The following is a 25,393-nucleotide window of genomic DNA, read 5'->3' as shown; positions in this document are numbered from 1 at the left end:
TATCGGCCAAATCTCCTGTGACTGGCGGGGTGTGAGCTTCCACACGCAACGTGGAATTGCCTTGCGGCGTCGCCGTCCGGCAAAGTCTTGCTTCCGTCAGGCCCCGCATACGGCACACGTGCACCCTCAGGGGTGCGGCACCACACAACTCAACAACTGTCCGCCGTATGCCGCCCACAGCACCACGGGCCCGTGTCTTCTGTGACCCAGCAGTTCGGAGACCAGCGCCAGGGGCACGATTTCGCCCGCTTGGTCACCAGCGCGGGTGATGCTGGAAGGAAACCGTGTGAGCCGGATCTCGGTCCGGGGATTCGCGGTGGCTTCGGCCACTGCGGTCACCACTGTCGGCGCCGTCGTCGGTGTTGCCTCGGGCAACACCCAGCCCGCGGACGACAACTTCGAGGCCACCGCAGCCGACACCACTCTGCTCGCGGACATCCCCGCCGGTCAGCAGGCCCAGGTACAGGTCTCCTCGCTCGCGGAGCAGGCGGACGTGCAGGCTGCTGCCGCCGACACGGCCGCGAAGAAGTCCGCCGAGGAAGCCGCCCGCCTGCAGGCCGCCAAGGACGCCGAGTCGAAGAAGAAGGCCGCCGACAAGGCGGAGCAGGAGCGCAAGGACGCCGCCGAGCGTGCCGACCGCTCCTCGCTGCGCGACGCGTCCAGCTTCTCCGCCCAGGGGTCCTACAGCATCGCCGAGGTCAAGGCGATCGCCCGGCAGATGATCCCCGCCTCGCAGTTCCAGTGCTTCAGCAACATCGTGGACCACGAGTCCGGCTGGAACTACCGCGCGACCAACCCCTCCTCGGGCGCCTACGGTCTCGTCCAGGCCCTCCCGGGCACGAAGATGGCGTCGGCCGGCGCCGACTGGCAGACGAACCCGGCCACCCAGATCAAGTGGGGCCTGAACTACATGAACAGCCGCTACGACAGCCCCTGTGGCGCGTGGTCGTTCTGGCAGGCCAACCGCTGGTACTAGGCCGGCCCGCTCAACTTCGCGGAGCCCCCCACCGTCCTACGGTGGGGGGCTCCGTGCGTGTAGGTTCGGGAAGCCACGGGCACCCGGGGGGTGACAGCGGGGGAGAGGGAACAAGATGTCGAGACTGCCAGGATGGCTGAACCGGATCGGTGCCGGGCTGAGTCACATGGGCGAACGCCTGGAGGAGCGCCGGGCGGAGGCGGAGGCGCGGGACGGGCTCGGCCCGACCCCCGGCGCCGCGGGCGACGAGCCGGACGCCGGTTCCGGCACCGCGGCCGGCGTGCCCGGTGCGGGTGACCCGGCCGGAGAGCCCGCCGAGGCGCGCGGCGACGACTCCGCCGGTGTGCCCGGTGACGACGCCGGCGCGGACACGTCTCCCGGCGGGACCGACGACTCCGGCCGGACCGACGCCTTCGACGGGACCGTGGACGGGGCGGGGGTGGACCACGCGCCGGGCACCCCGGTCGCGGGTGGAGCCGCCGGCGCCGTCAGGGCGGGTGCGGCGAAGGCGGGAGCGGCCGCCGCGGCGCGGTGGCCGGGCCGGCGTGCCCCTTCCGCCGTCGACCGCGCCGTGCCCGCGCCGCCCGACTACGCCCCCGCCGTCGCCGCCAGGCCCGAACCGATCGACGCCATCCCGTGGGGCATGAGGGTCGCGGCCGAGGCCGGCTGGCGCCTGCTGGTGCTCGCCGGCACGGTCTGGGTGCTGATGAAGGTGATCAGCTCCGTGCAGCTGGTCGTCCTCGCGTTCGTCGCCGCGCTGCTCATCACGGCGCTGTTGCAGCCGACGGTGGCGCGGCTGCGGAAGGCGGGTCTGCCGCGTGGCCTGGCCACGGCCGTCACGGCCGTCTCCGGGTTCGTGGTGATGGGCCTGGTCGGCTGGTTCGTGGTCTGGCAGGTCATGGACAACATCGACAACCTCTCCGACCGGGTCCGGGACGGCATCGAAGAGCTGAAGCGGTGGCTGCTGGACAGCCCGTTCCACGTGACCGAGCAGCAGATCAACGACATCGCCAAGAACCTCAGCGACACCATCGGCGCCAACACCGAGCAGATCACGTCCGCCGGGCTCCAGGGTGTGACCGTGGTCGTGGAGGCGATGACCGGGATACTGCTCGCGATGTTCTCGACGCTCTTCCTGCTCTACGACGGGAAGAAGGTCTGGAACTGGACGCTGAAGCTGGTGCCCGCGCAGGCCAGGCCGGGAGTCGCGGGCGCGGGTCCGCGGGCCTGGCGGACGCTGACCGCGTACGTGCGCGGCACGGTGCTCGTCGCCCTGATCGACGCGGTGTTCATCGGCCTCGGCCTGTACTTCCTCGATGTGCCGATGGCCGTGCCGCTGGCCGTGTTCATCTTCCTCTTCGCGTTCATCCCGCTGGTCGGCGCCGTGATCTCGGGTGCCCTCGCGGTGGTGGTCGCGCTGGTCACCAACGGCGTGTTCACCGCGCTGATGGTGCTCGTCGTGGTGCTGGCGGTGCAGCAGATCGAGGGCCACGTCCTTCAGCCCTTCATCCTGGGCCGGGCGGTACGGGTCCACCCGCTGGCGGTCGTGCTCGCGGTCGCGGCCGGCGGTCTGACCGCCGGCATCGGCGGCGCGGTCGTGGCGGTGCCGCTGGTCGCCGTCACCAACACGGTCGTCGGCTACCTGCGCGCGTACAGCCACGAGCAGGCGCTGCGGACCTCCCCCGAGCCCCGTGGTGCGACGGCGTTCGCGGTGGCGCCGACGCCGGCGCCCGGCTCGAAGGACCGGGAGCGGCTGTGATCTCGGATCCGGAACTCGTCGACGGGGGTGGCTTCTCCGAGGCCAGGACGCCGCCGGTCGTCGTCGACCCGGTGCCGCCGAAGCCGCCGCGGCCCCGGCGCCCGTGGCTGTGGGCGGTGGGCGGCGCGGTCGTCGCGTCGGCCCTGTGGGGCGGTGGCCTGTACGCCCACGAGCGGTACGAGGCGGGCCGCGGCGTCGACCTCGGCGGGTACCGCTCGGTCGAAGACGTGTGTCCGAAGGCCGAGCTGAAGGCGCTGTCCGGAGAGCTGGGCGAAGTGTCGCGGGACGGGAACGGGGTGCTGCAGGAGGATCCGGCGCTGGAGCGGGCCACCTGCTCGGGGATCATCGGTTCGCCGGACACCGGTTTCAGCGTCGACGTCCTCTACGAACTGCACAAGGTGACCGATCCCGGTCCCGAGTTCGAGGCGCGGCTCGGTGACCTCCGGACGGATGCCCAGAAGGTCGAGGGGCTCGGGGAGGTCGCGTTCTTCCGCCGTGACGAGGGTGACTCGGGTGCCTGGATGCGGGTTCTCGACGGGCAGGTGGAGATCGAGATCAGTCTGCAGCGGCTGCAGAGCTGGGACGGCGAGAAGAACGAGCCGGTCCCGCAGCCGAAGGCGATCGACCTGTCGGGTGTCGACGCGCTGTTCGCGCAGGACATGAAGGCGCTGATGGCGGCGGTCCGCCAGGGCTGAGGGCGGGACGGCCGACCACCGGCGACAGGCATGCGGAAGGGCCCCGGAGTGAGTGACTCCGGGGCCCTTCCGTCGTGCGGTGCCGTCTACTCGGCGAGGAGCGCTTCCGCGTCCAGGGTCACGCCGACCGCCTGGATCACCGAGGCGATCTTGACGGCTTCCTGGATCGTCTCGCGGTCCACACCGGCCTTGCGCAGGACCTGCTCGTGCGAGTCCAGGCACTGGCCGCAGCCGTTGATCGCGGACACGGCCAGCGACCACAGCTCGAAGTCGACCTTCTCGACGCCCGGGTTGCCGATGACGTTCATCCGCAGGCCGGCGCGCATCGTCCCGTACTCGGGGTCCGACAGCAGGTGCCGGGTCCGGTAGAAGACGTTGTTCATCGCCATGATCGCGGCGGCGGACTTGGCCGCCGTGTACGCCTCGGGCTTGAGGTTGGCCTTGGCCTCCGGCTCCAGCTCGGCGAGGACCTTCGGCGAGCGCGAGGCGATCGCGCAGGCCAGGACGGTGCCCCAGAGCTGCTGCTGCGGCAGCTCGCTGTTGCCGATCACCGAACCGAGGTTCAGCTTGAGGTCCTTGGCGAAGTCCGGGATGGCGGACTTGAGTTCGTCGAGAGCCACGTCAGATCACTCGCCCGACAGGAGGGCGGCCGCGTCGAGGGTGGTCTCGCCCTTGTTCCAGTTGCACGGGCACAGCTCGTCGGTCTGCAGGGCGTCCAGCACCCGCAGGACCTCCTTGGGGTTACGGCCGACGGAGCCGGCGGTCACCATGGTGAACTGGATCTCGTTGTTCGGGTCCACGATGAAGACGGCGCGCTGGGCGAAGCCGTCCTCGCCCTCGACGCCGCAGTCGCGCATGAGCTCGTGCTTCGAGTCGGCGAGCATCGGGAAGGGCAGGTCACGCAGGTCGGCGTGGTCCTTGCGCCAGGCGTGGTGCACGAACTCGGAGTCGCCGGAGACGCCGAGGATCTGGGCGTCGCGGTCCGCGAACTCGTCGTTCAGCTTGCCGAAGGCGGCGATCTCGGTGGGGCAGACGAAGGTGAAGTCCTTCGGCCAGAAGAACACCACACGCCACTTGCCCTCGTAGGACTTGTGGTCGATCTGCTCGAACTCCTTGCCGCTCTCCAGCGACACGCAGGCGGTCAGGTCGTAGGTGGGGAACTGGTCACCGACAGTGAGCACGCGCTCTCCTTGCAATGGCGGAAGTCCTTTTTGGGGGCTTCCGTGAGGGGTTGGACGTGTGCTCAGCATGGCACGGAGTGCATTGATCAGTGAAATAGCTAGACTGGGTCGTGTTGATCGAAGGTGGTTATCAGTGGCATCCCCGTACGGCCCGCACCGTGGCAAGCAGCCGAGTCTTTCGCAGCTCAGGGCGTTCGCCGCGGTCGCCGAGCATCTGCACTTCCGGGACGCGGCGGCGTCGATCGGGATGAGTCAGCCGGCGCTGTCGGGCGCGGTTTCGGCTCTCGAAGAGGCACTCGGTGTCCAGCTCCTCGAGCGTACGACGCGCAAGGTCCTGCTCTCACCCGCGGGGGAGCGGCTGGCGGTGCGCGCGCGGGCGGTGCTGGACGCGGTCGCGGAGCTGATGGAGGAGGCGGAGGCGGTGCAGGCGCCGTTCACCGGCGTGCTGCGCCTGGGGGTGATCCCGACCGTGGCCCCGTATCTGCTGCCGACGGTGCTGCGGCTGGTCCACCAGCGCTATCCGGAGCTCGATCTCCAGGTGCACGAGGAGCAGACCTCGTCGCTGCTGGAGGGGCTGGCGGCCGGGCGGCTCGACCTGCTGCTGCTGGCGGTGCCGCTCGGGGTGCCGGGCGTCGTGGAACTGCCGCTCTTCGACGAGGACTTCGTGCTCGTCACCCCCGAGGGGCATCCGCTGGCGGGGCGGGACGACATTCCGCGCGAGGCGCTGCGGGAGCTGAAGCTGCTGCTCCTGGACGAGGGGCACTGCCTGCGGGACCAGGCCCTGGACATCTGCCGCGAGGCGGGCCGTACGGAGGGGGCGCCGGTCACGACGACGGCGGCCGGCCTGTCCACGCTGGTGCAGCTGGTGGCCGGCGGTCTCGGGGTGACCCTGCTGCCGCGTACGGCGGTCAAGGTCGAGACGGCGCGCAACACGGCCCTGTTCACGGGCTGTTTCACGGACCCGGCCCCGTCCCGGCGGGTCGCGCTCGCGATGCGTGCGGGGGCGGCGCGGCAGGGTGAGTTCGAGGAGCTGGCCGGGGCGTTGCGGGGTGCGATGAGGCGGCTGCCGGTACGTGTGGTGGGTGCCGGGACCTGACGGGTCCACGCGCCCACCGGCGCGGGCCCGCTGTGCGCGGTCCGCGACCGCGCCTCCCCCGGGGGCGCGGTCGCGGGCCGTCATTCGGTGCGCAGGCCGTCGGCCCGCATCAGGCGCCACAGAAGCGGCAGGCTGAGCAGGGTCACCGTCGCGATGAGTCCGGCGCCCACGCCGACGATCGGCAGGAAGACCCACCAGTCCTCGACCGTCCTGTCGATCATGCGGAGCAGCACCACGCCGAGTCCGAGTCCGCCGGCCATGGCGAGGGCGAGGCCGAGGGTGATCGGGAGGGCGGTCTGCCACAGGACGGACCAGCCGAGGGTGGACCGCCGGGTGCCGAAGGCGACCAGGGAGGACAGCAGCCTTCTGCGGTCCCGGAGTTGTTCCAGGGTGGTGACCAGGAGCGAGGCCGCCACCAGGAGCATGGCCAGGGTCGCGCCGACGAGGATGCCGGTGCGGACGCTGCCGTACTGCCGGTCGCCTTCGACGTCCTGGAGGGTGCGGACCCAGGCCAGCGGGTCGATCGCGGCGGCCGTGTTCCGTACCCGGTCGGCGGCGTCGGGGTCGGCGGGGTCGATCCGGATCAGGGCGCCGGCCTCCGGGGCGTCCAGCCGGCGGGCGTCGAACGCGGCGGGGGTGGCGAGGATCCCGTGCTGGTACCGGCCGGTGGGGTCGGTGCGCGAGTCGACGGTGCGTGCCGTCCTCGGGATCCGCCAGGCCGGGATCGGCCCGTCGTGGAGTTTCTCGACGTCCCGGAGGGCGACCTCGGCGCCGGGCCGGGCGACCTGCAGGACCCGTTCGTCGGGCGGGGTGCCCTGGGCGCCGTGGGCGAGGGCGACGAACACGTCGCCGTCCTTGCAGGTGGGCAGCTTCGCGAGTTCCCGCAGCGAGGGGCAGTCGGCGACGGTGAGGGAGGTGGTGGGGGCGTACTCCTCGCCGGAACGGATCGGTCCGGGGCGCCACACATGTCCGTCGATGGTGCCGATCACGTGGGTGACGCCGGGCGTCCTCGAGAACCTGTCGATCATCTCGCGGGCCTCGTCGCCGCCCTCGGCGTCGACGCTCGTCTGGAGCTGTGCCCGGGCGCTCTCCATGCCGGTCCGGCTCATGAAGTCGTTCTGCATCGCCTGGAAGAGCATCTGGAGGGCGATGGCCCCGGCCGCGGCGACGACGATCCCGCTGACGGCCCGCGCGGCCGTGCCGCTGCTCATCTGGAGCCGGCGGACGGCCAGTTGCCAGGGCACCGGACCGCCGTGCAGCCGGTGCACGACGGCCTCCACGAGCCAGGGCAGCAGGGTGGTGAGCCCGACGAGCATGAGCAGGGAGCCGGCCGTGATCCCGAACATGTCGATGCCGGCGCCGACGATCTCGATCTGTCCGGCCATCGGGAGGAGGAGGGCGGTGCCGGCGCCGACGAGGACCAGGCGCCACCACAGGCGGCGCGGGCGCGGAGTGGAGTCGCGGACGACGCCGAGCGGTTCGATCGCCACGCTGCGCAGCGCGCTCAGGGACACGGCGACGGCCGCGACCGGCACCGTCAGGAGGACGAGGACGGCGAGCGGGGCCAGCGGGACCACGTCGGAGGGGAAGGCGTTGACGTCCCAGACGGTCACGGTGCCGGAGAGCTGCCGTCCCAGGGCGAAGAACGCGACGCCGAAGGCGAGTCCGACCAGTGCGCTCGCGAGGGACTCACCGGCCGCGATCCGCCGGGTCATGGCGATGTCGGCGCCGACCAGGCGCAGTGCGGCCAGCCGGCGGTCGCGTTGCTCGCCGCCGAAGCGGACGGCGGTCGCGATGAAGACGAGGACCGGCAGCAGCAGGACGACGCAGGCGATGACGACGAGCAGCAGGAGGAAGGGGTTCAGCGGCTCCTCCGGCACCGACCAGCCGTAGCGGATGCCGCGTCCGTCGTAGTTGTCGGTGGTGAGGGTGTCGCTGCCGGCGACGTACCGCAGTTCGGACGGTCCGATGAGGCCGGCATTGCCGAGGGTTCCGGTGATTCTGTAGGGCAGTCGTTCGCGGAGCAGCGTGCCGCCGGGGGAGTCGAGCAGGGTCCGCAGCGCCGGGGAGACGAGCATCTCGCCGGGGCCGGGCGGCTTCGCCGTGCCCGGGGGAGCGGGCGCGTCCGGGCCTTCGGGGCGCAGGACGAGGCCGGTGACGGTGTCGTCGCGGAAGACGGTGGTGTGGCGGTAGAAGAGAAAGGAGTCGGCGCTCGGCCCGGTGATCTCCTCGCTGGCGTCGGGGCTGCGCTGGGCTTCCCGCACCTCGCGGGAGAACAGCATGTTCGGGAGGGACGCGGCGACCAGCAGCAGGGCGACGCCGAGGCCGATGCCGGTGGCGGTCAGGACGGTGCGGACCGCGCCGCGCCGGCCGCCGCCGAACGCGAAGCGCGCGCCGAGGGCGAAGTCGCGCGCCCGGAGCCGCAGGCTCATGCGACCCACTCCGCGTCCCGCACGGAGCCGTCGCGGACGATGATCTCGCGGTCGGAGTAGGCGGCGACGCGGGCCTCGTGGGTGACGAGGACGACCGCGGCGCCGGTGTCCCGGGCCGCGGCGGTGAGGAGTTCCATGACCCGTTCGCCGTTGAGGGAGTCGAGGGCACCGGTGGGTTCGTCGGCGAAGACCACCCGGGGGGTGGTGGCGAGCGCGCGGGCGACCGCGACCCGCTGGCCCTGTCCGCCGGATATCTCGCCGGGCCGGTGCCCGGCGACGTCGTCGACCTCCAGACGGGCGAGCCAGGCGCGGGCCGTGGCCTCGGCGCTCCGGCGCCGCTCGCCGTTCAGCCGCAGCGGCAGGGCGACGTTCTCGACGCAGGTCAGTTCGGGGACGAGCCGGCCGAACTGGAAGACGAAGCCGAACTCGGAGCGGCGCAGGGCGCTGCGCTCGCCGTCCGACAGGGCGGTGAGCTCGCGTCCGTCGTAGGTGATGGTGCCGGCGTCGGGGCGGACGATCCCGGCGAGGCAGTGCAGCAGGGTGGACTTGCCGGAGCCGGAGGGCCCCATGACGGCGACGACCTCGCCGGCCCGGATGGCGAAGTCCGCGCCGGCGAGGGCGGGGGTCGGGCCGTAAGCCTTGTCCACGGCGGCGGCCCGGAGCAGGGCGGTGGTGGTCATCGGCGGATCTCCTCGGCGAGCCGGTCCAGGCGGGCGGCGGTCAGTTCCAGCCACCGAAGATCGGCTTCGAGGTGGAAGAGGGCGTGGTCGCAGATCAGCTGGTCGGCGAGGTCGCCGTCCTTCTTGCGGCGGGTCAGCTCGCGCATCAGCCGCAGGTGCTCCGCGCGCTGGACGTCGAGCAGCCCGGCCGCCGGGCGGCCGGTGAGCAGGGCGAGGACGACCTTGGTGTAGAGCGTGGACTGCAGGTACGGCTCCGGCTTCTCGGGCCGGGCGAGCCACTGGGCGACGTCGGTGACGCCGGCCTCGGTGATGGCGTACCGCTTGCGTTCGGGGCCTCCGCCGGGCTCGACGCCGTCCACCTCGACGAGGCCGTTCTTCAGCAGGCGGGACATGGTCGAGTAGACCTGCCCGTAGTGCAGCGGCCGGTCGTGGCCGAACTTCTCGTCGAAGGCGCGCTTGAGGTCGTAGCCGTGGCGCGGTCCGGACTCCAGGAGCCCGAGAAGGGTGTGACCGATTGACATACCGATCACTCTACACCCTGTGTATACGCACGGTGTATAGCCAAAGAGGGACGGAATGTGACGGGCGTCGCACAACCATCCCGGCTCGTGGCGCGTCGGTTCCCAGGGAGACAGGTGCTGATTGTCACGTCCGGAAAAGACCGGATCGGTTGCCCTTTGTCTGCATCGTCGGTGTTAGCTTGCTGAGCTGATTCGGCGCAGACATCCGGCCGACACCTGGCCACGACACGACGAGCGGAGCGACGGAACGATGGGTCGAGCGGACACGCGCCGGACGAAGGGCGGCGGGCGCATACGCCGCCTCTTCACCTGGAAGAAACTCCTGGGCACGTTCCTCGCCGGCTGCCTGCTCCTCATGGGCGCCTTCTACGTCGTGTACCTCATGGTCCCGGTGCCCAGCGCCAACGCCCAGGCGACCATGCAGAGCAACATCTACAAGTACTCCAACGGCAGGATCCTCGCCCGTACGGGCGAGATCAACCGTGAGATCGTCGGCCTGGAGAAGATCCCCAGGGACGTCCAGAACGCCTTCGTCGCCGCCGAGAACAAGACCTTCTACAAGGACCACGGCGTCGACATCAAGGGCACCGTCCGCGCCGCGCTGAACACGATCACCGGCAAGGGCAAGCAGGGTGGCTCGACCATCACCCAGCAGTACGTGAAGAACTACTACCTGGACCAGGACCAGACGGTCACCCGCAAGCTCAAGGAAATGGTGATCGCGCTCAAGGTCGACCAGAACAGCCCCAAGAGCGAGATCCTCGCCGGCTACATCAACACCAGCTACTACGGCCGCAGCGCCTACGGCATCCAGGCCGCCGCGCAGGCCTACTACGGTGTCGACGCCGCCAAGCTGAACGTCGCCCAGGGCGCCTACCTCGCCTCGCTGCTCCAGGCACCGAACCAGTACGACTGGACCTCGGCCACCCCGACCGGCCGGAAGCTGGTCGAGGAGCGCTGGAACTACACCCTGGACAACATGGTCGAGGAGGGCTGGCTGGACGCGGGCAAGCGCGCCGGCCTCACGTTCCCCGTCCCGCAGAAGCCCAAGGCCGCCCCCGGCATGGGAGGTCAGACCGGCTACCTGGTCGAGGCCGCCAACCAGGAGCTGATGCGCCAGGGCATAAGGGAGGAGGACATCAAGGCCGGCGGCTGGACGATCACCCTGAACATCGACGAGAAGAAGCAGAAGGCCCTCGTCAAGTCGGTCGAGGAGCAGCTGGAGGCCAAGCTCGACCGGGAGAAGGACAAGAAGGACGCCACCGTCCAGGCCGGCGCCACCTCGGTCGACCCGAAGACCGGCCGCGTCCTCGCGATGTACGGCGGCGTCGGCGCCACCGAGCACTGGCTGTCGAACGCCACGCGCCGCGACTACCAGCCCGCCTCGACCTTCAAGCCGATCGTGCTGGCCTCGGCGCTGGAGAACGGCGCGAAGACCCAGGACGGCCGGGAGATCGGCCTCGGCACGATCTACGACGGCACCAGCAAGCGGCCCGTGGTCGGCAGCGACGTCCCCTTCAACCCGGAGAACGAGGACAACCGGAGCTACGGCCCCGTCACCGTCCAGAAGGCCACCAACAGCTCGATCAACTCGGTCTACGCCCAGATGATCGTCGACGTCGGCCCGGACAAGGTGAAGAAGACCGCCCTCGACCTCGGCATGAAGGACGGCGCGGACTTCGGCGAGCGGCCCGCGATGTCGCTCGGCACCATGGGCGCCTCCACCTGGGACATGGCCGGCGCCTACGCGACGCTGGACAACCACGGCAGGAAGGTCACCCCGACCATCGTGAAGTCCGCCGAGCACAAGGCGCGCAAGGCCGACCCGGTGAAGTCGATCGGCGAGCAGGTCATCACCCGCGAGGCCGCCGACACGGTGACCAAGGCGATGACGGGTGTCGTGCGGAGCGGCTCCGGCGTCCGGGCCGCCGGCGACTACGCCGCGGCCGGCAAGACCGGCACCTCGGAGAACAACCGCTCCGCCTGGTTCGTCGGCTACACCCCCGAACTGGTCACCGCCGTCGCCCTGTTCGGCGAGGACGCCAAGGGCAACCAGGTCACCCTGACCGACACCATCAACCCCGGCCGCGCCAACGGCGGCCGCACCCCCGCCCAGATCTGGGGCGCGTACACCACCCGGGCGCTGGGCGGCGGCTCCGACGAGCAGTTCGACCTGGAGACCGACGACACGGCGATCGTCGAGCCCGACCCGACGCCGTCCGAGACCAGCGAGTCCCCGGACCCGACCGCGCCGACCCCGAGCGGAACCCCCGAGTCGACGCCGCCGCCGACCTCGACCGCGACGACGCCGCCGCAGCCGACGGACACCGCCACGTTCCCGACGCCGCCGACGCCGACGCGGACGACGGATCCGACGATCGAGCCGCCCGCCGACGGCAACGGCAGCAACGGCAACAACCGATCCCTGGGCTGACGGGGGCGGCGCACCGCACGCGAGGACGGCCGGACCCGGGAGGGGTCCGGCCGTCCTCGCGTCTGCGGCGGGCCGCCCCGTCCGGTCCCGTGCGCCCCGCTACACCCGCGTCGACAGCTCGAACCAGACCACCTTGCCGCCCGACAGGCGCGTCGCGCCCCATCGCCTGGCCAGCCGGTTCACCAGGAACAGGCCGCGCCCGCCCTCGTCGGTGTCCCGGGCCCGCCGCTGCCGGGGCAGCTGCGGGGAGTCGTCGCCGACCTCGCAGCGCAGGACGTCGGTCTTCAGCAGCCGCAGGGTGACCGGCCGTTCCGCGTACCGCACGGCGTTGGTCACGACCTCGCTGATCAGCAGCTCGACCGAGTCCGAGAGCTCCTCCAGGTCCCAGCGGGCCAGCGCCCGGCGGGCGAGCCGCCGGGCCCGCCCCGGGGCCGCGTCCTCCGGCTCCAGGAACCAGTAGGCGACGTCACTGGGCGCGATCCCGTCGAAGCGGGCCGCGAGCAGCGCGATGTCGTCGTCCCGGTCGCCCGGGCCGAGCATGTCGAGGACGTCGTCGCACAGCGCCTCCAGCGGAGGCGAGTGGTCGGGTCCGGTCAGCTGGGCCGTCGCCGCGAGGCGCTCGCGCAGCTGCTCGATCCCGGTCCACACGTCCCGCATCCGGGACTCGACCAGGCCGTCCGTGTACAGCAGCAGCGTGGCGCCGGCCGGCGCGTCCAGTTCGACGGCCTCGAAGTCCACTCCGCCGACGCCGATGGGGGCGCCCGGCGGGACCCGCAGGACCTCGGCCCGGCCGCCCAGGTGGAGCAGTATGGGCGGCGGGTGGCCGGCGTTGGCGATGGTGATCCGGTGCGAGACCGGGTCGTAGACGGCGTACATGCAGGTCGCCATCCGGTCCTGGCCGAGCCGCTGGGCCTGCTCGTCGAGGTGGTGCAGGACCTCCTGCGGGGGCAGGTCGAGCCCGGCCAGGGTCTGCGCGGTCGTGCGCAGCTGGCCCATGATGGCGGCGGAGGTCATGGAGTGGCCCATGACGTCGCCGACGACCAGCGCCACCCGGCTGCCGGGCAGCGGGATCGCGTCGTACCAGTCGCCGCCGACCCGGGCCGTCTCGGCGGCCGGCAGGTAGCGCGAGGCGAGCCGGACGCCGGTCGGCTGGGGCAGCGAGTCCGGCAGCATGGTGCGCTGCAGTTCGTCGGCGATGTACGCCTCGCGGCCGTAGAGCACGGCCTTGTCGATGCCGAGCGCGGTGTGGGTCGCGAGCTGGGCGGCGACGAGGAGGTCGTTGGGTTCGAAGCCGGGCCGCTCGGGACGGCGGAGGAAGACCGCGGCGCCGATGACCCGCCGGCGACCGCGCAGCGGGGCGAGTATCGCCCGATGGCCGCCGGGCACCGGATGGTCGGGGCCGAGCAGCTCGGGCAGCGCGGCGCGGGCGGCGGCGGAGTCGCCGAAGACCGGCCGCACCCCGCGCAGCACCTCGGCGAGCGCGCCGCCGGAGCGGACCTCGCACAGCTCGGCGGCGGGGGTCGGGTCGGGGTCGGGTACGAGGACCAGCTCCTCGCCCTCCTGGTCCGTTAAGCGGAGCCGGTCCGTGCGGCGCAGGCGCAGGACGAACGGGGAGACCGGCCGTTCGTCGCCGACCGGCAGCGGATCGCGCAGGTAGACCAGGATGGCGTCGGAGAAGGTCGGCACGGTGGCCCGGCACAGGCCGAGCACGATCTCGTCGAGGTCGATGCCGCGCGCGATGCGCCGGGTCGCGGCCCCGACGAAGCGCAGCCGGTCGCCTTCGCGGCGCGCCTCGGCGACGTCCTGGGCCGCGCCGCCGCCGGACGGGGTCACGGCGACCGCGGCCGCGGGCGGGGTGGCCTGGGCGGGCACGGGAAGGCCGGCGGGCACGGCGGCGGTGTGTTCGCCATCGGGTGCCGGCCTGCGGCGGGCGTCGCCCGCGGCGGCGGCCGGGCCGCTCTGCTGCGGGGGCAGGCCGCCGTCCGGCGTCGGGCCCGGGACGGCCGCGGCGGACGGGCCCGCCGGGGCCGCTTCGGGGCGGGGGCGGGCGCGTTCCTGCGGCCGGGCAGCCAGCGGCTGCCGGCCTTCGTGGGAGGTGGGATGCTCCGTCACGCGTGGGGTTCCGTCCGTCCGGGCCGGTGGTGCGATGCACTCGCTCTTCTCGCCGATGCCGCGCCTTCGCCGGGGATAAACCCCTGGCGGGCGCTGGATCTGGATGCCCCGCGAGCAGCGGCTGTGACGGGGGTCGGTACACCCGGGCGCACGTCCGGCACTGCTCTCCCCCTCATGGATGACTTGTGGTCAGGTCCTGCGCGGTTCTGAGTGGTTGATGCATCGTTCGTTGGTCACGGGCTTGCGGAGGACGATCCTACGTTTGCACCCCGGGGGCGCATCAAGGGTCTCACGGTGCCGTGTGCGCCGGAGTGCGATCCCAGTCTCTCGGCAGCTGGGGCACGGTCCACGCCGGATCGGGGCGCCAGTCCTCCCAGCCGTCGCGGAACGGCGCGCCCCAGGAACGGATCACCTCGACCGCGGCGCGGCCCGCGCCGTGGACCCGGGCGGCCTGGGCCGGGTCCATCAGGCCGGAGCGCTGGGCCTGGGCGAACTCGTCCTCGTCCCGCCACAGCCAGCTGTGGTCCGGGTAGACGGAGATGTCGAGGAAGTGGTCCTCCGAGTCGACACCGCCCGACCAGCGGGTGCGGGGCTCCTCGAGGTTGACGTACCAGCTGCGGAACTGCCAGCCGCGCTCCCAGAACAGCCAGACCGACCAGGGGTCCCCGGGCCGGGCCAGCTTGAGGACGCCCGTGCCGAACCAGTGCCCGCGGGCGGTGGTGCGCGGAGCGGTGTAGCGGGTGGCGAGGGGCTCCTCGTGCACGGCCGTGCCGTCGACCAGCACCGGCCGGATGCACTCGGTGCCGGGGGCCAGCCAGACGGCGAGCAGGTCGGGGGTGTCGCGGACGACGGTCACCGGCCGGCAGATGTGCACGGCGTCGGAGCCGTTGCCGCGGTAGCGCCAGAGGATGTGCTCCCCAGGCGCCCAGTGCTGGGGGCCGCCCGATCCTGTCATGCGCAGATCTTAGGACCGTGGCCCCGTCACCGCTGCGGCACAGGTCACGGATGAGTCAGCCGTCGTCGGGTGGGCCGGGCCGGGCCCGGGAGGGCCCGGGACCCGGTCTCAGGGGCGTGTCATCCGCAGGACGTCGAGGGCCTCGTCGAGTTGTCCGAGGGTGAGCGCGCCGCGTTCGACGTAGCCGCCCTCCAGGACCACCTCGCGGATCGTCTTCCGTTCGGCCAGGGACTTCTTGGCGACCTTCGCGGCCTCCTCGTAGCCGATGTACTTGTTCAGCGGGGTGACGACGGAGGGGGAGGACTCGGCGTACTCGCGGGCGCGTTCGGCGTTGGCGGTGATCCCGTCGACGGTGCGGTCGGCGAGCAGCCGGGAGGCGTTGGCGAGCAGCCGGATCGATTCGAGGAGGTTCTTGCCGATCACCGGGAGCATCACGTTGAGTTCGAAGTTGCCGGCCGCGCCGGCGACGGCCACGGTGGTGTCGTTTCCGGTCACCTGGGCGGCGACCATGAGGACGGCTTCGGGGATGACCGGATTCACCTTGCCGGGCATGATCGACGAGCCGGGCTGGAGGTCGGGCAGGTTGATCTCGGCGAGGCCGGTGCGGGGGCCGGAGGCCATCCAGCGCAGGTCGTTGGAGATCTTCGTGAGGGAGACGGCGATGGTCCTGAGCTGGCCGGACGTCTCCACCAGCGCGTCCCGGGCGCCCTGGGCCTCGAAGTGGTCGCGGGCCTCGGTGAGCGGCAGGCCGGTGGTCCGGGCGACCTCGGCGATGACGGCGGCGGAGAAGCCGGGTGGCGTGTTGATGCCGGTGCCCACGGCCGTGCCGCCGAGGGGGAGTTCGGCGAGCCGGGGGAGGGCGGAGTGCAGTCGTTCGACGCCGTGGCGGACCTGGGCCGCGTAGCCGCCGAACTCCTGTCCGAGGGTGACCGGGGTGGCGTCCATGAGGTGCGTGCGGCCGGACTTCACCACGTCCGCGAATTCGGCTGATTTCCGCCCCAGGGAGTCGGCCAGGTGTTCGAGTGCGGGGATCAGGTCGCGGGTGACGGCGGCGGTGGCGGCGATGTGGATGGAGGACGGGAAGACGTCGTTGGACGACTGGGACGCGTTGACGTGGTCGTTGGGGTGCACCTCGCGGCCCTCGGGGAGTCGCTCGCCGGCGAGGGTGGCGACGACCTCGTTGGTGTTCATGTTGGACGAGGTGCCCGATCCGGTCTGGAAGACGTCGACAGGGAAGTGCTCGTCCCAGCGGCCTTCGGCGACCTCGCCGGCGGCCTCCTCGATGGCCCGCGCGAGGTCCTCGTCGATCACGCCCAGCTCGGCGTTGACCTTGGCCGCGGCGGCCTTGATCCGGGCGAGGGCCTCGATGTGGGTCCGTTCCAGGCGCTGGCCCGAGACGGGGAAGTTCTCCACCGCGCGCTGTGTCTGAGCCCGCCACTTGGCGTGCGCGGGGACCCGCACCTCGCCCATGGAGTCGTGCTCGATCCGGTGGTCTTCGTACTCGGTCATGTTCCTCAACCTCCTGTAAAAGTTGAGCAGTTGTCTTGTTCTGCCTATTCCCCCGGCGTGTACCGGCCAGTAGAACCGTGGGTAACCCCACCTCCAGGAGGCGCAATGACGCGCACCAGGCGCAGATTCCGCTGGACGATCGCCGCCACGGCCGCCGCGGCGGCGGCCTTCGGCACCATGGCAGCCGCGAGCCCCGCCGGCGCGGCCGACACGAGCGGCGGCGCCGTCCGCGTCGCCTCCGTCCCACTCCCGCCCGAACTGGAGGCGGTCCGCGCGGCCGAGGCCACCCGGATCTACGGCGACCCCGCCGAGCGCCCGCTCGCCGCACGCAGGACCGGGTTGATCTCGCTCGGCGACAGCGAGATCTCCGGCGAGGGCGTGGGCACCTACGAGCCGCCCACCAACGGCCCCGACAACTGGTGTCACCGCTCGCCCGACGCCGCGATCCACCGCACCGGAATCCCCGCGGACCTCACCTTCAACGTGTCCTGCTCCGGTGCCTACAGCGGACACATCAGGATCGGCGGCTCGAAGCAGTACGCCGACGAACTCGTCCAGAGCGACAACCTCGCCGTCAAGGCCCGCAACACCCGCATCAAGATGGTGCTCCTCGTCGCCGGCGCCAACGACGACCTGCAGTTCGGCCCGGTCATGACCGACTGCGTCACCCGCTACCTCACCCTGCAGGGCGCCTGTGAGCCCAAGTACGCCCCCGGCTGGCAGGCCCGCGTCGACGGCCTCGTCCCGAAGGTCGAGCAGACCGTGCGGGACCTGAGGACCGTGATGCGCGACGCCGGCTACGCCGACGGCGACTACAAGCTCGTCGTCATGGGCTACCCGAGCCCCATCGGCCCCGACTTCCGCGACAACCCGAACTTCCCCGGAAAGCTCAGCTGCGGCGGCCTCGGCTACGACTCCGACACCGTCTGGGGCCGCAACACCGCCGTCCCCGCCTTCGAGCGCGGCATGCGCCGGGCCGCGGCGAACACCGGGGCCACCTATCTCGACAACTCGCGCCTCTTCCACGGACACGAGGTCTGCATGGAGGACCCCTGGGCCAGGGGCCTGTACATCGACCTCTCCAAGCCCGGCACCCCGGACGAGAACTCGGTCCGCCAGTCCTTCCACCCCAACGCCCGCGGCCACGCCGCCTTCGCCTCCTGCCTCACCCAGCTCTACGCCTCGGGCCTGCGCGAGGCCGGCTGTGCCGACGTCGACTCCGCCGGCACCCCGACGCTCTTCCCGCTCGCCTGGGACGACGCCTACCGCCCGCTGCGGAACGAGGCGACCGGCAACTGCGCCGACGTCAGCGGCTCCGCCAGCGCCAACGGGACCGCCGTCCTCGGCTGGGACTGCCACGGCGGCCGCAACCAAGGCTGGTGGTACGACTCCGCCCGCCGGACCCTCCACACCCAGCTCACCCAGGACCGGTGCGTCGACGTGCCAGGCGCCCGCTACCAGGCCGGTACGGCGCTGATCCTGTGGAACTGCTCCGGCGCGGGCAACCAGAGGTTCGTCCGCGACGGCGCCACCGTCCGCCCGGCCGCGGCCACCGGACTGTGCCTGACCCAGGCCGCGGTGAAGGAGCCGCTGCGGCTCCAGACCTGCAACGGCTCGGCGAACCAGCGGTTCGCCTGACAGGGCGGCACAGCGGACACACGACGTGGCCCCCGCCCCGGGCGGGGCGGGGGCCACGTCACCGTGCAGGACGGCCGGAGGCGCTCAGAGCGCCTTGAGGCTGGAGCGGGCCAGCTCGTACGCCGGGAGCATCTCGCGGTGCTCCTCGGTGTCCAGGCCGCCGAGGTGGACGATCACGGTCCCCTTCGGCGTGGAGACCGCGAACGCGCGCTCCTCCTTGGACTCGTCCATCAGCTCGTTGTGGACCGTGTAGGTCACCTCGACGGCGGACAGCGCCCCTGCCCGGGTCTCCTTGTAGACGACCTCGGAGGCGTTCTCCTCGGCCTTCACGAAGCCTTCGAGCGCGGGCCGGGCCGCGGACCCGTCCGCGGTCCAGACCCGCAGGTAGCCGATGTTCCCGGCCGGCTTCGCGTCGATCTCGCAGACCATGGTCGCCGGGCCCTGCCTGCCGAGCGCGGCGGAGAGCTCGTCGTCGCCGACCCGCACGGCCTTCGGCTTCCAGTCCGCGGCGAGGCCGAACGACACCGGAAGCGGGCAGGCGGTGCCGGGCCCGCCGAGCGAACCCCGCGCCGCGGCGCCGGCCGGCTCGGCGGACTCCGTCGGCCGCGGGGCGTTCGGCTCGCTGACCCGCAGCGGCTCCTGCTGCGTGCCGCAGCCGGTCAGCAACAGCCCGGCCGCCAGCAGGGCGGCCGGGACGACGGCGTGTCTCGGGCGTCCCACCGGGATCAGCCGAGACCCGGACCGCGGACCGGGATGTGCGTGAACGTCGGCTCGGGGGCCGGGTTCTGGAAGAAGTCGTTGCCCTTGTCGTCCACCACGACGAACGCCGGGAAGTCCTCCACCTCGATCTTCCAGACCGCCTCCATGCCGAGCTCCTCGTACTCGACGACCTCGACCTTCTTGATGCAGTCCTGCGCGAGGCGCGCCGCCGGGCCGCCGATCGAGCCCAGGTAGAAGCCGCCGTGGCTGCCGCACGCGTCGGTGACCTGCTTGCTGCGGTTGCCCTTGGCCAGCATGACCTTGGAGCCGCCCGCCGCCTGGAACTGCTCGACGTAGGAGTCCATCCGGCCGGCCGTCGTCGGGCCGAAGGAACCGGAGGCGTAGCCCTCGGGGGTCTTGGCCGGACCGGCGTAGTACACCGGGTGGTCCTTCAGGTACTGCGGCATCTCCTCGCCCGCGTCCAGCCGCTCCTTGATCTTGGCGTGCGCGATGTCGCGGGCCACCACCAGCGGGCCGGTCAGCGAGAGCCGGGTCTTCACCGGGTGCTTCGTCAGCTCGGCGAGGATCGCGTCCATCGGCTGGTTCAGGTCGATCTTCACGACGTCGCCGTCGGCGGCGAGGTGCTCGTCGGTGGTGTCCGGCAGGAAGCGGGCCGGGTCGGTCTCCAGCTGCTCCAGGAAGACGCCCTCGGCGGTGATCTTCGCGACGGCCTGGCGGTCGGCCGAGCAGGAGACGGCGATCGCGACGGGCAGGGAGGCGCCGTGGCGGGGCAGCCGGACCACGCGGACGTCGTGGCAGAAGTACTTGCCGCCGAACTGGGCGCCGATGCCGATCTTCTGCGTGAGCTCGAAGACCTTCTCCTCCAGCTCCTTGTCGCGGAAGCCGTGGCCGAGCTCCGAGCCCTCGGCGGGCAGCTCGTCCAGGTAGTGCGCGGAGGCGTACTTCGCGGTCTTGAGCGCGAACTCGGCGGAGGTGCCGCCGACGACGATCGCCAGGTGGTACGGCGGGCAGGCGGCCGTGCCGAGCGAGCGGATCTTCTCCTCCAGGAACTTCATCATGCTGCCCTCGTTGAGGACCGCCTTCGTCTCCTGGTAGAGGAAGGACTTGTTGGCCGAGCCGCCGCCCTTGGCCATGAAGAGGAACTTGTACGCGCCGCCGTCGGTCGCGTACAGCTCGATCTGCGCGGGCAGGTTCGAGCCGGTGTTCTTCTCCTCCCACATGGTCAGCGGGGCCATCTGCGAGTAGCGCAGGTTGAGCTTGGTGTAGGCGTCGTAGATGCCGTGGCTCAGCGCCTCCTCGTCACCGCCCCGGGTGAGCACGTTCTGTCCGCGCTTGCCCATGACGATCGCGGTGCCGGTGTCCTGGCACATGGGCAGGACACCGGCGGCGGCGATGTTCGCGTTCTTCAGCAGGTCGAGCGCGACGAACTTGTCGTTGCCCGACGCCTCCGGGTCGTCGATGATGCGGCGCAGCTGGGCCAGGTGGGCCGGGCGCAGGTAGTGCTGGATGTCGTGGACGGCCTCGGCGGCGAGCTGCCGCAGCGCCTCCGGCTCGACCTTGAGGAACGTACGGCCGTCGGCCTCGAAGGTGGAGACACCTTCGGAGGTCACCAGGCGGTAGGGCGTGGTGTCCTCTCCCAGGGGGAGCAGATCGGAGTACGCAAACTCTGGCATGGGGGCCATTCCTCACTCGGCAAGACGGCGCACCGCCTCCGTTGGCGGTGCGCCCTCCAGCGTAGAACGCGGCGGGGGCCCCGCTCCTGTGAGGTAAGGCTCACTTGCGGGAGCGGGGCCGTGACACCTCCTAGGAGGTGACCGTCGCCCGCAGGCGGAACGGGTTCGCCCACAGGGGGGACGTGCGGCGGGACTCGACGACCAGCTCCCAGACGCCGGCGGCGGGGGCGTCGTAGGTCCGGGTGCGCGGGTCGCAGCCGTATCCGTCGAGGTAGCCGTTGTAGCAGTAGATCGTTCCGGCGGCGGACCTCTCACCCGAGACGCCGGTCGGGCGGAACGCCCACCAGCGGGTCTGGCTGCCGTCGTCCAGGCCGTCCATCGACACCGTCAGGTTCTTGGCCCCGGCCGGCACGGCGACCGTGTAGTGCACGGTCCCGTTGCGGTGCACGGTGCCGGTGATCGCGAGCGGCTGTCCCGGCACCAGGGGCGTGGCGGCCTCGACCGCCAGCATCGTGGCGTGGTCGGCGGCCCGGGTGGCCTCGTCGTCGAAGGTCAGGACGGCGCTGTGGGTGCCCTGGGTGCCGGGCTTCGCCGTCACGTTCAGGACGGTCGGGACGCCCTTCGCCAGGGTCAGCGAGTCGGGCACGGTGAAGGTCCCGTCGTCTCCCTTGAGGCCGAGCGCGTACCGGACGGGCCCTTCGGCACCGTTCGTGCGCGTCACGGTCAGCTCGTACGTCCGCGCCTCGCCGACGGCCTGGCCGCCGGCGTCCGGGGCGCAGCTGTTGAAGAGGCCGCTGCCGGTGTGCGGGGTGGCGAGCTTGCCGGAGAGCGGGGTGCACACGGGCGCGGAGACGGTGAGGGCGGGTGCGGTGGCCTTGCCCTTCTCCAGCACCGACCAGGCCCGTGGGACGTCGAACTGGCCGCGGCCCTGGGCGACGGCGTCGGCCTTGCCGTTCCATCGCGCGCCGGTGTGGATCGCGGTCCGCAGCTCGGCGGGGGTGGCGCTCACCCCCGCCTGCCGGGCGGCGGAGACCAGCAGGGCGCCGGCCCCGGCGGCCTGCGGGGACGCCATCGAGGTGCCGTTCAGCATCGAGTAGCCGGGCGGCAGCCGGTAGCCGGTCTCGGGGACGTAGCTCGGCGCGATCCAGTCCGGGGTGGTGGAGACGGCCGCGCCCGGGGCGGTGATGTCGGGCTTGAAGCCGCCCTCCTCGCGGGGGCCGCGCGAGGAGAACGGGAAGATGTTCCGCTCGTCCTTGACCCGTGAGCCGTAGTTCGCCCACCAGGTTCCGGCGGACACGGCGGCGCCGACGCTGACCGCCTTGTCGGCCCCTGTCGGGTCGCCGACCGTGTTGGTGCCCGCGCCCGAGTTCCCGGCCGAGAGGAAGAGCTGGACGCCGGTCTGGTCGATCAGGCGGTTGTAGACGAGCGCGCGGGCGCTCTGGCCGTCGTTGAACTCCGGGCTCGATCCGATCGACATGTTGATCACGTCGACGCCGTACTTCGTGGCGAGGTCGATCATGCCGTCGGTGAGCGCGGCCGAGGAGCAGCCGGCGGCGTGGCAGGCCTTCATGGAGACGAGCTTGGCGCCGGGGGCCTGGCCGTCCATGGCACCGCCGTACATGCCGTTCGCGGCGGTGATGCCGGCGACGTGCGTGCCGTGGGCCTCGGTGATGATGTTGACGTTCACGCCGACGACGGTCGCGCTGATCACCTTCGTCTGGACCGTGAAGGGGATCCGCTCGTTGACCTCCGTGGCGGGGTCGTCCGTGCCCAGGTGCCCGATCTGGCGGCCGGCGCCGAACCGGCGGAGCAGTTCTTCGTCGGTGAAGTCGAAATCGCCGTCGGTGTCGACCCAGACCGCGTCGTCGGACGCGCGGTGCAGCACGCCCAGCTGCTTCTGCGTGCCGCCGGGCAGGGCGACGGCCTTGTAGGCGACCGCCAGCCCGGGGCTGTCCGGGGTGGTCCAGCGGTTGCCGCGGATGTCGGTGACCACGGGGCCGGTGTGGCGGTTGCCCATGAGGAACCAGCTGGAGTCGAAGAGCAGGTCGATGAAGTCGCGCGGGTCCGTGCCGGTGACGGTCTCGACCAGCTTGTCCTCGCCGGTGGTGGTCTTCGCGAGGGCGGGGTGCGTCGGGTCGACGCCGGTGTCCATCACGCCGATGGTGACGCCGCGGCCGTCGTACGTGGGGTGGTCCCGCTTGAACTCCACGGAGCCGGTCTCGCGGGTCGGCATGTACGGGTTGTCGTCCGGGGTGGCGGCGGACGGGGCCTCGGGGAGCTCGGCGGCGGGGGACACCGGCGGGTTCTTCCCGGTCCTGTCCCCGTCGACGCGGGTGTCCTCGACCTCCAGCAGTTCGTCGAGGTCGACGGCGACGACCTCGTCGAGGGCCGCCACCCGCTCGACGAGGGCGAAGGGGACGTTCGCCTTGAGGTAGCCGACGGAGGCCTCGCTGCGGACGGTCTCGACGCCGAGCCCGGCCAGAGCCCGTTCGGCGTCGGCGGTACGGCCGTCGGCGACGGCGATCAGCAGGGTCGCGTAGTCGGGCGTGGCACTTCGGGCGAGGGAGTGCCGGTGCTCGTACTGGGCGAGCAGCGCCCGGTCGTGGGAGCCGAGCCGGTCGGCGGGAGCGGGGCCCGCCTGGGCGGACGGGGCCACGCCGAGGGCGAGGGAGGCTGCCGCGAGCGCCATGGATACGGCGGTGGATATCGCGGTGGATCTGCGACGGGACATGCGTGTCCTTCCGGTGACCGGGAGAGCGAACGCCGGAAACGGTGCCACGCGTTCCGGTCGCCAACTCCGCTTCTGTGCTGGCGGTTTGGCGACTTGTCGCAAAGGCGACAGGGGCGGGGCGCGGTGGTGCGCAGGGGGGTGGGAGCCCCGGCCGCGGGAGTGTGCGGGGGCTCAGATCCAGTGGTGCTGGGCGGCGTGCCAGCCGAGCTGCAGCCGGCTCTGTGCCCCGGCCAGGGCGAGCAGCCGCCGGACCCGGCGCTGCACCGTGCGCATGCTGACGCCCAGCTGGGAGCCGATCGACTGGTCCGTGTAGCCGTTCAGGAGGAGCGTCAGGAGCTGCCGGTCGTCGCTCGTCAGGGGGCCGTCGACGGCCGAGGCGAGGGCGGCGGGGACCGGGAGCGCGGACTCCCACACCCGGTCGAAGATCCAGCCGAGTGCCTTCAGCAGGGCCGGCGAGTCGAGCAGGAGCGCGCGTGGCGGGGCGCCGTCGGGCGGGGTGGGGACGACGAGCGCCCTGGCGCGGTCGGCCAGGACGAGCTTCATCGGGACGTCGAAGGCGACCCGCATCTCCTCGCCGAGCGCGGACCAGTGGTGCAGCAGGAGCGGGGTGTCGGTGCCGTCGAGGTCGAGCGCGTCCCGCTCGTACACGACCCGGTAGCGCACCCCGGCCCGCATCGCCTCCCGCTGGCCGTTGTTGGCGCCGGCGGGCACGGCCACCACGGGGCCTGCGGCGAGGGCGAGGATCTCCCGCTGGGCGGAGCGCTGGATCGCGGTGTAGCGCGCGGCGATGTCATCGGTCCCTTCGGCGACCTCGACGCCCTCCGTACCGGCGGCGAGCGGGCCGCCGGGCGGGGCCGGTACGGACCGGGCGGCCAGCTGGGCGTCGCGGATCTCGTCGAGCCTGCGCAGCACGAGCGACCGGAACGCGGCCTGTCCGGCCGCGTCGGAGCCTTCCTCCATGTCGGATCACCCCACCCCATGAGGCGCGCTCACGCGCGGTGGTCACACCCTGGCAGACGGCGGGACCCGTCGATCGCGGGAGGCGCGGCGGATTTGCGCCGTGGCTCCAACCCGCCAGGGCCGCGCCGCGGGTGCGGGGGTCAGGGCAGCGGGGTGCGGTGCAGGGCGATGAGGAGGCGCCAGGTCCGGCCCGCGATCCGGTCGGGGGAGGCGTCGATCAGGCCGTGCAGCCAGTCGGCGAGCAGACCCGCGAAGGCCGCCGAGACCGCCGACGCGACCAGGTCCGGCTCGGGGGCGCCGGCCAGTTCCCGCTCGCGCCGGCTGTAGGCGCGCAGTTCGCGGTGGAGCAGGTCGCCGAGGGGGCCGCCGCCGCCCGGGCGCAGCAGGCCCCGGTAGAGCGGCGCGTGCGGGGCGAGTCCGGTGAAGAAGGCGGGCAGGGCGGGCGGCGGGACGGCCGGGTCGGGCGTGCCGCGCCAGGCGTGCAGGGCGTCGACCGCCTCGCGCACGACGTCGGCGCAGGCGTCGACGGCGAGCGCCTGGAGGTCGGGGTAGTGCAGGTAGAAGGTGGCGCGGCCGACCCCGGCCCGGCGCACCAGCGCGGCGACGCCGACCTCGTCGAGGGGGCGCGTGGCGCACTCCTCCAGGAGGGCGGCGCGGAGCTTGGCGCGGGTGCGGGCGGTGCGGGGATCCTCGGTCGGGCTGGTCACCCGGCCCACAGTACGGCGGCCAGGGCGAGGGTCCCGGGCAGGGCCTGGGCGAGCAGGATGCGGCGGTTGGCGGTCAGGCCGCCGTAGATCCCGGCGATCACCACGCAGGACAGGAAGAAGACCTGTACCTGCCGGCCGGTGGGGTCGGCGGCGATCAGGCCCCAGACCAGGCCGGCGGCGAGGAAGCCGTTGTAGAGGCCCTGGTTGGCGGCGAGGGGGGCCGTCCGGCGGGCGGTCTCCGCGTCGAAGCCGGAGAGTTCGCGCCCCGGTCGGCGCTCCCAGAGGAACATCTCCAGAACCAGGATGTAGGCGTGCAGGGCGGCGACGAGGCCGACGAGGACATGCGCAGTAATGGACACCTGTCCAGAATACATGGACAGGTGTCCGGGAACTTCGACCGATGGGTGAGGGGCGGCGTCGCGGGCCCGGGGGATCGCCCGGACAGGGCCCCAGAGGGTGTCTTGCCGATCTTGCCGGGCTCCCGGTGTCCTGAGACTCCGTCTCCGGCGTTGTCGTCGGTCGGCATGGCTCCGCCATGCCTCTCTCCTCCGCCTTGGATCCGAAGCCCCAGGACACCGCTCACTCGTCCGGCCTGATCGACAAGACACCCCCTA

At 72.1% G+C, this 25,393-nt stretch carries 20 protein-coding genes; 6 read left to right on the top strand and 14 right to left on the bottom strand.

Translation table 11 applies throughout. The annotated features are described in order from the left end of the window. Window positions 1–268 precede the first annotated feature (268 nt). From ACGFZF_RS27675 to ACGFZF_RS27665, 3 genes are all read left to right on the top strand, one after another. Window positions 269–976 (top strand): transglycosylase SLT domain-containing protein, encoded by a 708-nt coding sequence (locus ACGFZF_RS27675; protein ID WP_393558429.1) that lies wholly within the window; start codon window positions 269–271, stop codon window positions 974–976. 115 nt (window positions 977–1,091) lie between these two features. Then, on the top strand, window positions 1,092–2,735 hold the full coding sequence (locus tag ACGFZF_RS27670; protein WP_393558427.1) for an AI-2E family transporter: 1,644 nt from the start codon (window positions 1,092–1,094) through the stop codon (window positions 2,733–2,735). Then, a complete protein-coding gene (locus ACGFZF_RS27665; RefSeq protein ID WP_393558425.1) occupies window positions 2,732–3,430 on the top strand; it encodes a hypothetical protein in 699 nt (232 codons plus the stop codon). The genes ACGFZF_RS27670 and ACGFZF_RS27665 overlap by 4 nt, the downstream gene beginning before the upstream one ends. An 86-nt stretch (window positions 3,431–3,516) precedes the next feature. On the opposite strand, the gene ACGFZF_RS27660 is transcribed toward ACGFZF_RS27665, so the two are convergent. Continuing rightward, window positions 3,517–4,050: an alkyl hydroperoxide reductase gene (locus ACGFZF_RS27660; RefSeq protein ID WP_147980985.1), complete on the bottom strand. Its 534-nt coding sequence runs from the start codon at window positions 4,048–4,050 to the stop codon at window positions 3,517–3,519. A gap of 6 nt (window positions 4,051–4,056) precedes the next feature. After that, window positions 4,057–4,611 (bottom strand): peroxiredoxin, encoded by a 555-nt coding sequence (locus tag ACGFZF_RS27655; protein ID WP_147980986.1) that lies wholly within the window; start codon window positions 4,609–4,611, stop codon window positions 4,057–4,059. 133 nt (window positions 4,612–4,744) lie between these two features. On the opposite strand from ACGFZF_RS27655, the gene ACGFZF_RS27650 reads away from it, so the two are divergent. Further along, window positions 4,745–5,707, top strand: coding sequence for a LysR substrate-binding domain-containing protein (locus tag ACGFZF_RS27650; RefSeq protein ID WP_393558423.1), 963 nt, complete (start codon window positions 4,745–4,747; stop codon window positions 5,705–5,707). A gap of 80 nt (window positions 5,708–5,787) precedes the next feature. Here ACGFZF_RS27650 and ACGFZF_RS27645 read toward each other — a convergent pair whose 3' ends face one another. The 3 genes from ACGFZF_RS27645 to ACGFZF_RS27635 are packed head-to-tail and all read right to left on the bottom strand — an operon-like array spanning window position 5,788 to window position 9,340. Continuing rightward, window positions 5,788–8,139, bottom strand: a complete 2,352-nt coding sequence (locus ACGFZF_RS27645; protein ID WP_393558421.1) for an FtsX-like permease family protein — start codon at window positions 8,137–8,139, stop codon at window positions 5,788–5,790. After that, window positions 8,136–8,819: an ABC transporter ATP-binding protein gene (locus ACGFZF_RS27640; RefSeq protein ID WP_393558419.1), complete on the bottom strand. Its 684-nt coding sequence runs from the start codon at window positions 8,817–8,819 to the stop codon at window positions 8,136–8,138. Before ACGFZF_RS27640 ends, ACGFZF_RS27645 begins: the two co-directional genes overlap by 4 nt. Next, a complete protein-coding gene (locus ACGFZF_RS27635; protein ID WP_393558417.1) occupies window positions 8,816–9,340 on the bottom strand; it encodes a PadR family transcriptional regulator in 525 nt (174 codons plus the stop codon). Before ACGFZF_RS27635 ends, ACGFZF_RS27640 begins: the two co-directional genes overlap by 4 nt. Before the next feature lie 250 nt (window positions 9,341–9,590). Here ACGFZF_RS27635 and ACGFZF_RS27630 point away from each other — a divergent pair, with 250 nt between their 5' ends. Continuing rightward, entirely contained in the window at window positions 9,591–11,774 is a 2,184-nt protein-coding gene (locus ACGFZF_RS27630) for a transglycosylase domain-containing protein (protein ID WP_393558415.1), read from the top strand. A 99-nt stretch (window positions 11,775–11,873) separates the two neighbouring features. Here ACGFZF_RS27630 and ACGFZF_RS27625 read toward each other — a convergent pair whose 3' ends face one another. The 3 genes from ACGFZF_RS27625 to ACGFZF_RS27615 form a co-directional block, all read right to left on the bottom strand. Further along, window positions 11,874–13,886 (bottom strand): SpoIIE family protein phosphatase, encoded by a 2,013-nt coding sequence (locus ACGFZF_RS27625; RefSeq protein ID WP_393558413.1) that lies wholly within the window; start codon window positions 13,884–13,886, stop codon window positions 11,874–11,876. Window positions 13,887–14,175: 289 nt separating this feature from the next. Beyond that, a complete protein-coding gene (locus ACGFZF_RS27620) occupies window positions 14,176–14,841 on the bottom strand; it encodes a DUF402 domain-containing protein (RefSeq protein ID WP_393558411.1) in 666 nt (221 codons plus the stop codon). Window positions 14,842–14,949: 108 nt separating this feature from the next. Further along, window positions 14,950–16,350 (bottom strand): class II fumarate hydratase, encoded by a 1,401-nt coding sequence (locus ACGFZF_RS27615; protein ID WP_393558409.1) that lies wholly within the window; start codon window positions 16,348–16,350, stop codon window positions 14,950–14,952. 105 nt (window positions 16,351–16,455) lie between these two features. Here ACGFZF_RS27615 and ACGFZF_RS27610 point away from each other — a divergent pair, with 105 nt between their 5' ends. Further along, the gene (locus tag ACGFZF_RS27610; RefSeq protein ID WP_393558407.1) at window positions 16,456–17,988 is read left to right on the top strand and encodes a ricin-type beta-trefoil lectin domain protein; all 1,533 of its coding nucleotides are present in this window, start codon (window positions 16,456–16,458) and stop codon (window positions 17,986–17,988) included. 84 nt (window positions 17,989–18,072) lie between these two features. On the opposite strand, the gene ACGFZF_RS27605 is transcribed toward ACGFZF_RS27610, so the two are convergent. The 6 genes from ACGFZF_RS27605 to ACGFZF_RS27580 form a co-directional block, all read right to left on the bottom strand. After that, complete coding sequence (locus tag ACGFZF_RS27605; protein ID WP_393558405.1) at window positions 18,073–18,708, bottom strand: lipoprotein; 636 nt, start codon at window positions 18,706–18,708, stop codon at window positions 18,073–18,075. Window positions 18,709–18,713: 5 nt separating this feature from the next. Continuing rightward, window positions 18,714–20,381 (bottom strand): fumarate hydratase, encoded by a 1,668-nt coding sequence (locus tag ACGFZF_RS27600; protein ID WP_393558403.1) that lies wholly within the window; start codon window positions 20,379–20,381, stop codon window positions 18,714–18,716. Window positions 20,382–20,511: 130 nt separating this feature from the next. Beyond that, the gene (locus ACGFZF_RS27595; protein WP_393558401.1) at window positions 20,512–23,112 is read right to left on the bottom strand and encodes a S8 family serine peptidase; all 2,601 of its coding nucleotides are present in this window, start codon (window positions 23,110–23,112) and stop codon (window positions 20,512–20,514) included. Window positions 23,113–23,283: 171 nt separating this feature from the next. Continuing rightward, window positions 23,284–24,072, bottom strand: a complete 789-nt coding sequence (locus tag ACGFZF_RS27590; RefSeq protein WP_393558399.1) for a LuxR C-terminal-related transcriptional regulator — start codon at window positions 24,070–24,072, stop codon at window positions 23,284–23,286. A gap of 140 nt (window positions 24,073–24,212) precedes the next feature. Continuing rightward, entirely contained in the window at window positions 24,213–24,779 is a 567-nt protein-coding gene (locus ACGFZF_RS27585) for a TetR/AcrR family transcriptional regulator (protein ID WP_356606794.1), read from the bottom strand. Continuing rightward, window positions 24,776–25,138, bottom strand: coding sequence for a DUF1304 domain-containing protein (locus tag ACGFZF_RS27580; RefSeq protein ID WP_393558396.1), 363 nt, complete (start codon window positions 25,136–25,138; stop codon window positions 24,776–24,778). The genes ACGFZF_RS27585 and ACGFZF_RS27580 overlap by 4 nt, the downstream gene beginning before the upstream one ends. Window positions 25,139–25,393: the final 255 nt, after the last annotated feature.

This window comes from Streptomyces sp. NPDC048338 (assembly GCF_043201055.1).
Lineage (GTDB): Bacteria > Actinomycetota > Actinomycetes > Streptomycetales > Streptomycetaceae > Streptomyces.
This window is presented reverse-complemented; position numbering and strand designations above follow the sequence as displayed.

Bases quoted from the DNA above. Each gene is read 5' to 3' on its own strand.
- ACGFZF_RS27675 (WP_393558429.1), top strand. From the start codon at position 269: ATGCTGGAAGGAAACCGTGTGAGCCGGATCTCGGTCCGGGGATTCGCG.
- ACGFZF_RS27670 (WP_393558427.1), top strand. From the start codon at position 1,092: ATGTCGAGACTGCCAGGATGGCTGAACCGGATCGGTGCCGGGCTGAGT.
- ACGFZF_RS27645 (WP_393558421.1), bottom strand. From the start codon at position 8,139: ATGAGCCTGCGGCTCCGGGCGCGCGACTTCGCCCTCGGCGCGCGCTTC.
- ACGFZF_RS27640 (WP_393558419.1), bottom strand. From the start codon at position 8,819: ATGACCACCACCGCCCTGCTCCGGGCCGCCGCCGTGGACAAGGCTTAC.
- ACGFZF_RS27635 (WP_393558417.1), bottom strand. From the start codon at position 9,340: ATGTCAATCGGTCACACCCTTCTCGGGCTCCTGGAGTCCGGACCGCGC.
- ACGFZF_RS27630 (WP_393558415.1), top strand. From the start codon at position 9,591: ATGGGTCGAGCGGACACGCGCCGGACGAAGGGCGGCGGGCGCATACGC.
- ACGFZF_RS27620 (WP_393558411.1), bottom strand. From the start codon at position 14,841: ATGACAGGATCGGGCGGCCCCCAGCACTGGGCGCCTGGGGAGCACATC.
- ACGFZF_RS27615 (WP_393558409.1), bottom strand. From the start codon at position 16,350: ATGACCGAGTACGAAGACCACCGGATCGAGCACGACTCCATGGGCGAG.
- ACGFZF_RS27610 (WP_393558407.1), top strand. From the start codon at position 16,456: ATGACGCGCACCAGGCGCAGATTCCGCTGGACGATCGCCGCCACGGCC.
- ACGFZF_RS27600 (WP_393558403.1), bottom strand. From the start codon at position 20,381: ATGCCAGAGTTTGCGTACTCCGATCTGCTCCCCCTGGGAGAGGACACC.
- ACGFZF_RS27595 (WP_393558401.1), bottom strand. From the start codon at position 23,112: ATGTCCCGTCGCAGATCCACCGCGATATCCACCGCCGTATCCATGGCG.
- ACGFZF_RS27590 (WP_393558399.1), bottom strand. From the start codon at position 24,072: ATGGAGGAAGGCTCCGACGCGGCCGGACAGGCCGCGTTCCGGTCGCTC.